This window comes from Streptomyces sp. NRRL B-24572, from assembly GCF_002156145.1.
Taxonomy (GTDB): Bacteria; Actinomycetota; Actinomycetes; order Streptomycetales; family Streptomycetaceae; genus Streptomyces; species Streptomyces vietnamensis.
Genome location: NZ_MWIG01000085.1, coordinates 261 through 13,295, shown reverse-complemented (window position 1 = coordinate 13,295; position 13,035 = coordinate 261). Strand labels below are relative to the sequence as shown.

Annotated in this window: 9 protein-coding genes; 3 read left to right on the top strand and 6 right to left on the bottom strand. The window is 74.0% G+C overall.

Translation table 11 applies throughout. The features are described 5' to 3' along the window. Positions 1-126 precede the first annotated feature (126 nt). The 3 genes from CCN56_RS05480 to CCN56_RS05470 all read right to left on the bottom strand — a co-directional run bounded on the left by CCN56_RS05480 (position 127) and on the right by CCN56_RS05470 (position 5,848). Positions 127-1,650, bottom strand: a complete 1,524-nt coding sequence (locus tag CCN56_RS05480) for a DUF5719 family protein (protein ID WP_086824135.1) — start codon at positions 1,648-1,650, stop codon at positions 127-129. Beyond that, positions 1,647-5,333, bottom strand: a complete 3,687-nt coding sequence (locus tag CCN56_RS05475) for a glycosyltransferase family 2 protein (RefSeq protein ID WP_086824133.1) — start codon at positions 5,331-5,333, stop codon at positions 1,647-1,649. The genes CCN56_RS05480 and CCN56_RS05475 overlap by 4 nt, the downstream gene beginning before the upstream one ends. Positions 5,334-5,584: 251 nt before the next feature. Continuing rightward, positions 5,585-5,848 carry a WhiB family transcriptional regulator gene (locus CCN56_RS05470; RefSeq protein WP_015033978.1) on the bottom strand — a complete coding sequence of 88 codons (264 nt, stop codon included), beginning with the start codon at positions 5,846-5,848 and terminating at the stop codon, positions 5,585-5,587. Between the two features lie 675 nt (positions 5,849-6,523). Between CCN56_RS05470 and CCN56_RS05465 the strand changes: the two genes are divergently transcribed. The 3 genes from CCN56_RS05465 to CCN56_RS05455 all read left to right on the top strand — a co-directional run bounded on the left by CCN56_RS05465 (position 6,524) and on the right by CCN56_RS05455 (position 9,356). Further along, a complete protein-coding gene (locus CCN56_RS05465) occupies positions 6,524-7,033 on the top strand; it encodes a cysteine dioxygenase family protein (RefSeq protein ID WP_086824131.1) in 510 nt (169 codons plus the stop codon). 62 nt (positions 7,034-7,095) lie between these two features. Then, entirely contained in the window at positions 7,096-8,052 is a 957-nt protein-coding gene (gene cofD / locus CCN56_RS05460; protein ID WP_086824130.1) for a 2-phospho-L-lactate transferase, read from the top strand. Then, complete coding sequence (locus CCN56_RS05455; RefSeq protein ID WP_086824128.1) at positions 8,049-9,356, top strand: coenzyme F420-0:L-glutamate ligase; 1,308 nt, start codon at positions 8,049-8,051, stop codon at positions 9,354-9,356. Before cofD ends, CCN56_RS05455 begins: the two co-directional genes overlap by 4 nt. Before the next feature lie 7 nt (positions 9,357-9,363). On the opposite strand, the gene CCN56_RS05450 is transcribed toward CCN56_RS05455, so the two are convergent. From CCN56_RS05450 to CCN56_RS05440, 3 genes are all read right to left on the bottom strand, one after another. After that, on the bottom strand, positions 9,364-10,308 hold the full coding sequence (locus CCN56_RS05450; RefSeq protein ID WP_086824127.1) for a DNA-3-methyladenine glycosylase: 945 nt from the start codon (positions 10,306-10,308) through the stop codon (positions 9,364-9,366). A 244-nt stretch (positions 10,309-10,552) separates the two neighbouring features. Further along, positions 10,553-11,635 (bottom strand): NDP-sugar synthase, encoded by a 1,083-nt coding sequence (locus CCN56_RS05445; protein ID WP_086824125.1) that lies wholly within the window; start codon positions 11,633-11,635, stop codon positions 10,553-10,555. 146 nt (positions 11,636-11,781) lie between these two features. Further along, the coding region (locus CCN56_RS05440) for a peptidoglycan recognition protein (RefSeq protein ID WP_256961774.1) at positions 11,782-13,035 on the bottom strand (1,254 nt) is incomplete at its 5' end.

The window sequence follows — 13,035 nt, the reverse complement described above, 5'->3', positions numbered from 1 at the left end:
GCAGGGGGACCCCCTTGCCCAGGGGGTACCTCCCGGACGGAGTCCGGGGGAGGAACGACTGCCCGCAACGGGGGCGGCACGAGGCGCCCACAACGGGCGGAGCGCAGGCCCACGACGGCGGGAGGCTCAGTCCAGGACTCCCAGGTCCTGGTGGGCCGTCGGGACCTCTACCGTGCCCCGGTCGTCCACGAAGGGCTGGATCGTGAACATCGGGACGCCGTCCTCCGGGAGGGCGAGCGTGCGGGCCGCGTGGATCTTGCCGCCCGAGACCGGTTCGACCGTCAGCGCGTAGGAGCCCTTGAGGCCCGCCGGGACGAGGTCGGTCAGGACCGTCGTCGTGCCTCCCTTCACCGTGACGGTCTTCGACACCGGCGTGCCGCCCTCGGAGCCGGCCGAGGCGGTGACCTTGACCTGGGCGTCCGCGCCCGGGGCGGTCAGGGAGAGCGTCGAGCCCTTCGCGCGGTTGTCGGCGACCGTCGCGCGCGCGGAGACGGCCGCGGTCGCCGGGATGAACGCGATCTCGGTGTTCTCGCCCTTGCCGCGCACGACCTCGAGGGCCGCCACGACCGGGATCGGCTTCTTCGGGTCGCTCGGGGTCAGCAGCAGGGAGCCCACCGTGCCCCGGGTGAGGTTCGGCAGGTCGGCGGCGGCCGTCATCCCGGACTTCACGTGGAGGGAGTCGGCGCCCGCCGGGACGATCGTGCCGCTCGGGGTGACCAGCTGGACCTTGAGGTCGGCGTCGTCGTCTCCGGGGGCGAAGGCCACGAGCCGCACCGAGGTGGCGTCGGCCGGGATGCCGGGGAGCACGGCGCTGCTCGCCGGGTCGGCGGCCGGGGCGATCCAGTCGCTGCCGAGCTTGTCGTCGGCCGCGGCGACGGCGGCGCCGACGCGTCCGCTGCGGGTGGTGACGTGGACGGTGACGTCCTTCCGGCCGGCCTCGCTCGTGAGGGTGGAGAGGAGCACCGGGACGGTGGAGTGGGCGGGGACCGGGATGCCCTCGGTGAACTGGGACTTGAGGGCGCCCTCGGGGCCGTACAGCTCGATGTCGGCGACGGCGGCCGAGTCGTCCGGGTTGGTGAGGTGGACGTAGTCCTGGCGGTCCTTGGCGGTGGAGGCCGCCGGGAACCAGAAGTCGGTGTCGGGGGCGCCGCAGCCGAGGCCGAGGAGGCCGCGCGCGCCGCCCGCCGGGACGACGGTGGTCTGCTGGACGGTCCAGCCGGGGGCGAGGGTGCCGGTCGCGGCGCCGGTGAGGGCGGGCACCGAGCCGCCGTCCGCCTGGGCCGTGACGGGCTTGCCCGGGGTGGTGACGGTGGCCGGGGCCTTGGGGGCCTTCGCCTTCTTGTCGGTCTTGCCGGTGCCGCCCGCCGCCGGCCCTCTCGTGGCGATGCGCAGGAGGGCCATGGGCTGTTCGGTCTTCGACGGGCCCGTGGCCGTGCCCGTGCCCGTCGGGGTGTACGAGGTGTAGCGCGTCTCGGCCACCTCGGAGGTGCTGGGGGCCGGGCAGACGAGGCCGGCGCGCTCCACCGGCAGACGGGTGGTGGCCTTCGTCTCGGTGGCGGCGGTGCCGTCCGGGGCGGTGAGGGCCGCGAAGCCGGTGACGGCGGCGAGGGCCGTGGCGCCCGCGATCAGGGAGAGGGTCGTGCGCTTCACTGGTTGCTGCTCCCGTCGGGACGCTGCTCGGTCTCGTGGCCCTGGGGGTATCCGTAGCCGTAGCCGCCGCCGTACGGGTCGTACTGCTGCGGGTCGTACTGCTGCGGCTGCTGCTGCTCGTAGCCCTGCTGGGGGTACGCGTACGGCTGCTGCTGGTACGGGTCGGTCGCGTAGTCCTGGTAGTAGCCCTGCTCGGCGTACGGCTGGGTCTGCGGCTGTTCCTGGGCCTGGGCGTAGGCGGGGTCGTAGCCGCCGTCCCATTCCCGGTCCCCGCCCTGGTCGTGGGGCTCGTAGGACTGCTGCCCCGGGATGGGGGCGGGCGCGCCCTGTGCGGTCCCGAAGGCGTCGAAGGTGTCGGGGGCGGTCTCGGCGGTCTCGGCGGTCTCGGCGGTCTCCGCCGCCGCGCTCGCCTCGGCCTCCGCTTCCGCGGCGGCGCGCAGGCGGCGGGCGCGGCGGCCGTCGCCTTCGGTCGCCTGGGCGGGGATGGCGAGCTCCTCCTCGGGGAGGTCGTCGTCGATCTCGCGGCGCCGCCCGGGCAGGGCGAGGACGAGCAGGACGACGGCGAGGCCGGCCTGGGCCCAGATCCACGCGGTGTGGGTGAGCGGCTCGTCGTACGTGAGGTCGAGGCGGCCGCCCCCGGTGGGGAGTTCGAAGCCCTGGGCCCAGCCGTCGACGGTGGTCCGCGCCAGTTCCTTGCCGTCGAGGGTGGCGGTCCAGCCGTCGTCGGCGCGGTCGGCGAGGCGCAGGACGCGGCCGGCGGGGCCCGCCGGGATGTCGTCGTGTGCCTCGACGGGTCCTGCGGCGACGGTGACCGGCTTGGCGGTCTCCTCCGCGGTCTTCGTTCCGTCCTTGGCCGCCGGGGGGACGATCATGACGCGGGCGATCTCGCGGTCGACGCGCCAGAGCGCGCTGCCGTCGAGCTGGCTGAGGCGGCTGAGGCCGGGGGTGGAGTCGAGGACGCGGCTCATCTGGCGCGGTGCCCCGTCCCGTACGAGGACGTAGCGGATGGCGTAGCCGCTGAGCTCCTGGGTCTGGTCGGCGCCGGAGCCGGCGACGAGTCGGGCGACGACCCCGTCGAGGCGGGGGTCGGCTTCGGCGGTCTCGGTGAGTTCGGCGTCGCCGAGGCGGGCGCCGGAGCCCCGGACGAGGGTGTAGGCGACCTCGCCGGGCGTGCTGCCGCCGAGGACGAGGGTGCGGGGCTGGTCGCGGGTGCCGCTCTCCTCGGCGACGAAGGCCGGGACCTGGACCGGGTCGCGCCGGGTCAGCGGGCCGTCGGCGCCGCCGATCATCCAGGTGACGGCGGCGGCGGCCGGGCCGAGGGCGCAGGCGAGGGCGATGAGGGCGGCGACGGGCTGGCGCCAGCCGAAGCCGTGGGCGGCGACGCGGGTGCGGCCGCCCTCGGCGCCGATCATGCCGGCGGCGATGAGGGCGGCGCCGTAGACGAGGGTGGCGGGTCCGGCCCAGCCGGTGCCTCCCGCGCCGTTGGTGAGGACGGCGAAGAGGAGTCCGGCGAGGGCGGCGGTCCAGGCGGTGCGGACGGCGAGCTGTCGCTCCTCGCGCAGGAGGCCGGCCAGGCCGGCGAGGACGAGGCCGATCAGGAGCAGGCCGCCGGTGGTGCCGGGGCCGCCGGGGCTGGTGCCGAGCAGGTCGAGCGCGGTGGCCGTGCCCGTACGGACGTCGACGCCGGCCTCGCGCAGGAAGGCACCGGGGTCGGTGAGGAGGGTGAGCGACCAGGGCGCGAGGAGCAGGATCGGGGTGCCGACGGCGGCCAGGAAGCGGAGTCCGTACGCGGTGATGTCGTCGCGGCGGACGGCGAGGACGCCGAGGCCGAGGAGGACGGCGAGCGGCCAGACGACCGGGGTGAACGCCGTCGCGAAGGTGAGCAGGAAGGTGTACGCCCAGGTGGCGCGCCAGCTTCCGCGCTCTCCGCGCGGCCGGTTGAGGCCGTGGGCGGCGACGGCGGCGCGGGCGATCAGCGGGAGCAGGATCGCGAGGACGGCGGTGCCGAGTCGGCCGGCGGCGAGGGCCCCGGTGGCGGCGGGCAGGAAGGCGTACGCGATGGCGCCCCAGGCGCGCAGGAGCCGGGACTCGACGATGCCGCGGGCGGCGAAGTACGCGGTGAAGCCGGCGAGCGGGACCGAGCAGACGAGCAGCAGGGTCAGCGCGGTGGAGGTGGAGCCGAGGAACAGCGCGGAGAGCGCGGCCAGGACGGCGAGGTAGGGCGGGGCGGTCTGGGTGCCGCCGGTGCCGAGGGCGTGCCAGGCGTCGGCGTACCGCGACCAGAGGCCGGAGACGGTGTCGGGGGCGGGCAGCAGGGCGCCGCCGGCCAGCGAGCCGCCGGCGAAGAGGTTGCGGCAGGCGACCAGGGAGACGAGGAGGAGCAGGGCGAAGAGGACCGGTCCGGGCTTGCGGGCGATCTTCTTGAGCCGGGCGAACTGCTCGATCTCCAGGTAGTCGGCGTCGTCGCCGCCGGGTCCCGACTCGACGACGCCGTGGCGGGAGCCGCCGGTGTCGGCCTCGGCGCCGCCGAAGTGGGAGGCGATCTGCTCGACGGTGGCGCGGACGGTGGCGCCGGGCGGCGGGAAGAGCGCGCGGAACTCGCCGGTGGGTACGGCCGGGTTCCTGCGGCGCTTGCGGGCGGCGAGGATCTTCTCGGGCCGCAGCAGGGTCGCGAGGAGGCCCATGACCTCGTCGACGGCCTGGCCGGGGGCCTTGCCGACGAGGTAGGCGAGGGTGCGGAGCAGGGTGCTGAGGACGAGCCGTACGAAGACGTACGGGAGGGCCCGGCCGCGGGTGTTGGCGAGGAGGGTGTGGACGGCGCCGGCCTTGTCGACGCGGTGCGGGTTCGCTGCGGTGCGTCCCGCGCAGTCGACGGTGCGGCGCTCGCGGGCGGAGGCCTCGGCGTGCCGCAGGACGGCGTCGGGGGCGACGAGGACGTGGAAGCCGGCGGAGTGCGCGCGCCAGCACAGGTCGACGTCGTCGCGCATGAGGGGCAGGCGGCGGTCGAAGCCGCCGAGGCCCTCGAAGACGTCGCGGCGGACCAGCATGCCGGCGGTGGAGACGGAGAGGACGGAGCGGACCTGGTCGTGCTGGCCCTGGTCCTGCTCGCGGCGGTCGAGTCCGGTCCAGCGGCGGCCGCTGCGGGCGATGCTGACGCCGGCTTCGAGGAGCTGCTTCCTGTCGTACCAGCCGCGCAGCTTGGGACCGATGACGGCGGCGTCCGCGTCGGACTCGGCGACGCGCAGGAGTTCGGCGAGGGCGCCGGGCTCGGGGGCGCAGTCGTCGTGGAGGAGCCAGAGCCACTGGACCGGTTCGCCGTGCGGGAGGTCCGGGAGGTCGTACGCCTCGTCGTTCCAGGTGCGGCTGACGGGGTCCCAGCCGCTGGGGCGCTTCAGATAGGGCAGGTCCTCGGGTCCGAGCAGGGGCGCGGTGCGGGCCGCCTCCTCGACGGCGGCGCCGAAGCCGGTGCGGCGCGCGAGGTGCAGGACGCGGTCGGCGCCGATGGCGTCGGCGACGAGCTGCGCCGAGTCGTCGGCGCTGCCGGTGTCGGCCGCCACCACGTTCTGCACGGGGCGCTCCTGGGCGAGCAGCCCGGCGAGTGCGTCGGGCAGCCAGCGGGCGCCGTCGTGGGTGACGAGCACGGCGGTGACGACGTGTCGCGGAAACTCAGGAGTTGAGGACATCGAGCTACGGGCCCTCCGGCCGGGGTCGCCCGCGGGGGGCGTGGGGAGCGTCTCGGACGGAGGCCCACACTAACGGCTGCACGCGGAGCGGTCCGCCGCCCTGTGGACAGACCGTGCGGAAGGGTGCGGGGCGCATCGGAGGGGTGTGGGTCGCGCCGGACGAGCAGAACGGTCCGCCGCCTGTGTCGTGAGCACAGGGGGCGGACCGTTCGTCATGTCCTGGTGCGCGCGCCGGGGCGCCCGGGTGCCGTTCAGACGGCGGCCTTCTTCAGACGGCGTCGCTCGCGCTCGGAGAGGCCGCCCCAGATGCCGAACCGTTCGTCGTTCTGCAGGGCGTATTCGAGGCACTCGGAGCGGACCTCGCAGGCGAGGCAGACCTTCTTGGCCTCGCGGGTCGAGCCGCCCTTCTCGGGGAAGAAGGACTCGGGGTCGGTCTGGGCGCACAGCGCGCGCTCCTGCCAGCCGAGTTCCTCGTCCGCGTCCTCGACCAGCAGTTCCTGGAACAACTCGGTCATGTGCGCCCCTCGTCTGTTCTGTGCGTCCCGTGATGTTGCCGGGACGAACCCGGCCGAACGACACGAGTGAAATTACAAGTTTGTGCTCTGTGCGAGTCAAGCCGAGATCTGCTATTGGGCCTCGTATTCACTCTGCGGAACCAAGCCTATGCGGAAAGTGTTCAAATCACCAAAAAACGTGACACATGCCGCTGGCCCGATCACGCCGCGCCGTCCTCACAGGGGAGGACGTCCGAGACTTGGATCTTGTTGCGATCCGACCGGGGAAGTGATCTGGATCACCGCCCGATCGCGCCCGCCCATGTTTGAGGGCGCGACCGAAGCGCCATCTCTCCTGGTCCGCGCCTGAACAAACCTTTCTCCGGGCACTGTAACCGGATGAGGTGAAACATTGCCCCCAAATCGGGCATTGAGTTGACAGTCGGGTGTCCCTCCGGCCACCTTTGATGGCATGCCAGCGACCACAGCGCCCTCCGCGACCCACAGCCGTGGGTTCCGCCGCGCTGTCCAGGCGCGCTGTTGCTGTTGCTGTCCCAGCTGTTGATGCCGTAGAGCTCCAGCTGTCGGGGCCGTAGAGCTCCGACTTCTCCCCCAGCGTCACCCTGCGTCACCCGTGTCACCTCTCTTCCGTGACCCCCCACCGCTTCTGTTTCTGCTGAGGAACCTCCCCACCCCATGAACATGGACAGCGACCTTCAGATCGCCGGCGACATCCTCGAGGTCCCGCACCTCCTCCAGCCCGAGCGCGCCCACCCCGAGACCGTGGCCGAGTTCGCCGGCCTCGCCCGCTCCATCGCCGGCGACCGCTCCCAGTGGGCCCCGTACGTCGAGTACGACGCCACCACCCGCTGGTACCACCGCCTGCGCACGGGCCCCGGCTACGAGGTGTGGCTGCTCTCCTGGGTGCCGGGCCAGGGAAGCGGGCTCCACGACCACGGCCTCTCCTCCGGCGTGCTGACCGTCCTGGAGGGCGAGCTGACGGAGCGTACGGACCGGGGTGTACGGACGCTCGCCGGCGGCGCGCAGCGGGTCTTCGCACCGGGGTACGTCCACGAGGTCGCCAACGACTCCCTCGAACCGGCCGTCAGCCTGCACGTGTACTACCCGGGGCTCACGGAGATGCCGATGCACGAGTCGCTCCAGGCGCAGTGCGCCCCGGCCGCCCCGGGAGTCGTCCACGCCTGACGGGCCCGCCCGCCTCCCGACCACCCCTCATGGGATCGGCCTTCGGCTGACAGACTGTCCGCATGCGCATTGTGGTTCTGGCCGGCGGCATCGGTGGTGCCCGTTTCCTTCGCGGCCTCAAGCAGGCCGCGCCGGACGCGGAGATCACGGTCATCGGCAACACCGGTGACGACATCCATCTCTTCGGGCTGAAGGTCTGCCCCGACCTGGACACGGTGATGTACACCCTCGGCGGTGGCATCAACGAGGAACAGGGCTGGGGACGCACGGACGAGTCCTTCGCCGTCAAGGAGGAGCTCGCGGCGTACGGGGTCGGGCCCGAGTGGTTCGGCCTCGGCGACCGTGACTTCGCCACCCACATCGTCCGTACGCAGATGCTCGGCGCGGGCTACCCGCTGAGCGCCGTCACCGAGGCGCTGTGCGCCCGCTGGCAGCCCGGCGTCCGGCTCCTCCCCATGTCCGACGACCGCGTCGAGACGCACGTGGCGATCGAGGTGGACGGCGAGCAGCGCGCGGTGCACTTCCAGGAGTACTGGGTGAAGCTGCGCGCCTCCGTCGACGCGAAGGCCGTCGTGCCCGTCGGCGCGGAGGCCGCGAAGCCCGCGCCGGGCGTCCTGGAGGCCATCGCCGAGGCGGACGTCATCCTCTTCCCGCCGTCCAACCCCGTGGTGAGCGTCGGGACGATCCTGGCCGTGCCCGGGATCCGCGAGGCGGTCGTCGCGGCCGGGGCGCCGGTCGTGGGCCTCTCCCCCATCGTCGGCGACGCGCCCGTGCGCGGCATGGCCGACAAGGTCCTCGCGGCGGTGGGCGTGGAGTCCACGGCGGCGGCGGTGGCCCTGCACTACGGCGCCGAACTCGTCGGCGGCTGGCTCGTCGACACCGTGGACGCGGGTGCGGTCGCGGAGGTCGAGGCGGCGGGCATCGCGTGCCGCGCGGTGCCGCTGATGATGACGGACGTGGACGCGACGACCGCGATGGCCCGCGAGGCGCTGGCCCTTGCGGAGGTGGTGCGGGGGTGAGCGGCGTCGCTCCCTCGTACCGGGTCTGGGCGCTGCCCGGGCTGCCCGAGGTGGCCGCCGGGGACGACCTCGCCAAGCTGATCGCCTCCGTGTCGCCGGAGCTCGCCGACGGGGACGTCCTGCTCGTCACCTCGAAGATCGTCAGCAAGGCCGAGGGCCGGGTGATCGCGGCCGACGACCGCGAGGAGGCCATCGACGCCGAGACGGTACGGGTGGTGGCGCGGCGCGGCACCCTCCGTGTCGTCGAGAACCGGCAGGGGCTCGTCATGGCCGCCGCCGGGGTCGACGCCTCCAACACCCCTTCCGGGACCGTGCTGTTGCTGCCCGAGGACCCCGACGCCTCGGCGCGCCGCATCCGCTCGGGGCTGCGCGAGGCGCTCGGCGTCGACGTCGGCGTCGTCGTCACGGACACCTTCGGGCGGCCCTGGCGCAACGGACTCACCGACGTGGCGATCGGCGCGGCCGGCGTGCGGGTCCTCGACGACCTGCGCGGCGGGACCGACGCGCACGGCAATCCGCTGAGCGCGACCGTCGTCGCCACCGCCGACGAACTCGCCGCCGCCGGCGACCTGGTGAAGGGCAAGGCGGCCGGGCTCCCGGTCGCCGTCGTGCGCGGGCTGCCCCACGTGGTGGGCGGCGACGCCGAGGAGGGCGCGCGGGCGCTCGTGCGCTCCGCCGCCGACGACATGTTCCGGCTCGGGACCTCGGAGGCCGTACGGGAGGCGGTGACGCTGCGGCGGACCGTACGGGAGTTCACCGACGAGCCGGTCGACCCGGGGGCGGTACGGCGCGCGGTCGCCGCCGCCGTGACGGCCCCGGCGCCGCACCACACCACGCCGTGGCGGTTCGTGCTCCTGGAGTCGGCGGAGTCGCGGACGCGGCTGCTCGACGCGATGCGGGACGCGTGGATCGCGGACCTGCGGCGGGACGGCAAGTCCGAGGAGTCCGTCGCGAAGCGGGTCCGGCGCGGGGACGTCCTGCGCAACGCGCCCTACCTCGCCGTGCCCTGCCTCGTCATGGACGGCTCCCACCACTACGGCGACCCGCGCCGGGACGCCGCCGAGCGCGAGATGTTCGTGGTGGCGACGGGCGCGGGCGTGCAGAACTTCCTCGTCGCCCTCGCGGGTGAGCGGCTGGGCTCGGCCTGGGTGTCCTCGACGATGTTCTGCCGGGACGTCGTACGGGAGGTCCTCGGGCTGCCGGAGGAGTGGGACCCGATGGGCGCGGTGGCGATCGGCCGTCCGGCGGCTCCGCCGAAGGAACGACCGGCGCGGCTCGCCTCGGAGTTCGTCGAGGTGCGGTGACGGTCCTCTAGAGGCCCGTGATGTCGCCGGGCGCCCTGCGGGGTGCCCGGCGCGGTGGTACGCGGCCGCTGAGGAGGATCAGACGGGCCGCGCGGTGGCGCTGGCCGGCGTACGGGGCCAGGAGCTCCAGCATCGTCTCGTCGTCCGCCGTACGGTCGCCCGCGAGCGCCCAGCCGACGATGCCCGGCAGGTGGAGGTCGCCGGTGGTGACCTCGTCCGGGGCGCCGTTGCTGCGCTGGACCGTCTCCGCGCTCGTCCAGGCGCCGATGCCCGGGACCAGCTCCAGGCGCTTGCGGGCCGCCGGCGGGTCCATGTGCGCGGCCTCCTCCAGGCGGGCCGCCACCCTGGCCGCGCGGACGATCGTGGCCGAACGCTTGCCGTCGACGTTCGCGCGGTGCCACTCCCAGGACGGGATCTGCGTCCAGGTGCGGGCGTCGGGCATCACGTACATGCCCTCGGGGGCCGGGCCGGGGGCCGGTTCGCCGTACTTCCGTACGAGCGCCCTCCAGGAGCCGTAGGCCTCGGTCGTCGTGACCTTCTGCTCCAGGACCGACGGGATCAGCGACTCCAGGACCAGACCGGTACGGGTCAGGCGCAGGCCCGGGCGGCGGCGGTGGGTCGCCAGGAGCAGCTTGTGGCGGGGGACGAAGGCGGTCGGGTCGTCCTCCGCGCCGAGGAGGGCCGGGAGGCGGTCCAGGAGCCAGTCGCCGCCCTGGCCCCAGGCTTCGGCCTCCCCCACGCCGATGCGGAGGGTGCCCGGGCCGTCCGGGGTGCGGCTGGCCCGCCACACCGAGCCGTCCGGGGTCACCCGGAAGGTGGGGTCGGCGGGGCCGCGGCGGAGAGGGCCGAGGGTGAGGCCGAGGTCGAGGGGGGCGTCTTCTGTGCCGGGTACGGGGAGGTGGCCGCCGCGCGTCGTCGTGCGCGTGGGTTTCGGTGCGAAGCGGCCGGCCATGGGTACGAGCGTAGCCCGCGCCCCTGCGGGCCCACGCCCGTGCGGGGCGGTGCCCCGCCGCCGTGTGGGGCCGCGTCCCCGCCCCCTGTGCCTGGACCCGCACCCCAGCGGCGCCGCACGACGTGGTGCGGGTCCAGGCCCGGAAGCCTCTGGCGCCGGCAGGGCGCGGGTCCGTTGTGCCCACCCGTTCCGCCCTGCGGAACGATTGCCCACAACGGCGGGGCGCGACCGCCCGCAGTTGGTTCTACTGGTCCGACGAGAAGCGGACCGCGCCTGCGGGGAGGGTGGCGTCGCACCAGACGCGGACGCCGTCTCGGAGTTCGTTGTCCGGGCCCACCTGCGCGCCGTCGCCGATGACCGCCCTGCTCACCACCGTACGCGCGCCGATGCGCGCCCCCGCGCCGATCAGGGAGTCCGTGATCACCGCGCCGGGTTCGACGATCGCGCCCGCGAGGAGGGTCGAGCCGGTCACCCGGGCGCCTTCGCCCACCACCGCGTCCGCGCCCACCACCGTGCCGCCGGTCAGCTTGGCGTCCGGGGCGACGCGTGCCGTCGGCAGGACCAGGCGGTCGCCGCAGCGGCCCGGGACGGCCGGGGAGGGCGCGCGGCCCAGGACCAGGTCGGCGGAGCCGCGGACGAAGGCCTGCGGGGTGCCGAGGTCCAGCCAGTAGGTCGAGTCGACCATGCCCTGGAGGTGGGCGCCGGAGGACAGGAGCTCCGGGAACGTTTCTCGTTCCACCGAGACCGGGCGGCCCGTGGGGATCGTGTCGATGACCGAACGGCGGAAGACGTACGCGCCCGCGTTGATCTGGTCCGTGACGATCTCCTCCGGCGTCTGCGGCTTCTCCAGGAAGGCCGTGACGCGGCCGGTGTCGTCCGTGGGGACCAGGCCGAAGGCGCGCGGGTCCTCGACCCGGGTGAGGTGGAGCGAGACGTCCGCGCCGGAGGAGGAGTGGGTCGCGACGAGGGCCTGGATGTCCAGGCCCGTGAGGATGTCCCCGTTGAAGATGAGGACCGGCTCGTCGGGGCCCGAGTGGAGGCGCGAGGCGACGTTCCTTATCGCGCCGCCGGTGCCGAGGGGCTCCTCCTCGGTGACGTACTCCAGGCTGAGGCCGAGGGCGGAGCCGTCCCCGAAGTACGGCTCGAAGACCTCGGCCAGGTACGACGTGGCGAGCACGATGTGCTCGACGCCGGCGGCGCGGGCCCGGGCCAGCTGGTGGGTCAGGAAGGGGACGCCCGCCGCCGGGACCATGGGCTTGGGCGTGTTGACCGTGAGGGGTCGCAGCCGTGTGCCCTTGCCACCGACCAGGAGGATCGCTTCTGTCACCTTGTCGTCTCTGCTTCCTGTTCGGGGCCCGTCAGCTCGCCCGTTCGGTCGTCCGTGCGATATGACCGGTCAGTTTATGCAGATGGTTGCCTCCATGACCCATCAGTGACCCATCAGCGACCCCACCAGTGACCCGGTCGGAGCCTTCAGGGCCTTCCCTGGTACTTCGCCGAGCTCGTGCGGGCCGTGCCGAGCTTGCCGTACAGCCGTACGCCGGGGCACTCGGTGGCGAATCCGTCACGGTGTCCGGCGATCGCGTTGAACCGTACCTTCGTGCCCTTCTTGTACAGGTTCCCGCCCCCTGAGACCAGATACGACGTGCCCTTCGGGTTCACCCCGTGGAGCCCGAGCTTCCAGGCCGTCAGGCGCGCGACGGCGGTCACGACGGCGGCCGGCGGGTTGCTCTTGCTGAAGGTGCCGAGGACGGCGATGCCCATGCTGTTGGTGTTGAAGCCGAGGGTGTGGGCGCCCATGACCGGCTTGGCGACGCCGCCGGCCCGGCCCTCGTAGATGTTTCCGCACTTGTCGACGGCGAAGTTGTAGCCGAAGTCCCGCCAGCCCATGCTCTTGACGTGGTAGCGGTAGATGCTGCGCAGGACGGAGGGGGCCTGCTTGCAGGTGTAGTTGTTGCCGGTGGCGCTGTGGTGGACGAAGGCCGCCTTGATGGTCTTCGTGTAGACGAAGCCCTTCTCGCGGATGCTCTCGTCCGCTCCCCAGCCCTTACGGGTGATGATCTTCGGCTGGGGGCCGATGTACGGCTTCGCCGCGGCGGCCGCCGGGACGGCGGGAGCCGCTTGCGCCTGCGGCATGCTCCGGGCCGTGAGCTCGGTCTCCTTCTTCGAGAGGGCCGGGATCCAGGTCGCGCCGTACGGGGCCAGCCGTGCGTTCACCGCGGTCGCGGCCGCCTCCGCCGCGGTCATGCCGGCCCGGGCGGCCGGAGTCGTGGCGCTGCGGGTGCGAGGGGCTCCGGGCTCGGCCGCGGGGGCCTGCCCCGGGTCCACCAGTTCGAGGCGCAGGCCCGCCGGGAGCCGCTCCTCCCCCCGTACGCGGATCTCGACGCCGTCCGAGTCGCCCACCCACAGCGGGGCCGTGGCGCCGCGGTGCGTCCGGGCGGAGCCCTCCGCGGTGTCGGGGTCGGCACCGTGCTCCTCGTTGTGGGTCTCGACGTCCTGCCAGTCCGACCAGGCGCCGCCGCCGGCGGCCCGGGTGCGGACCTGCACGGTGCCGTGCAGCGGGGCCGCCGGGTCGTCCCAGACGACGCCGACGAGCGAGAAGGGCCTGACGTCGCGTCGGGTGAGCCCCTGCTCGCCCGGGCCGGTCGCCCCGCCGAGGGCGCGGGTGGCGGCGCCGAGCGGTTCGAGGGGCAGCGACTGGGTGGAGCCCGGCAGTTCGGGCGCGGG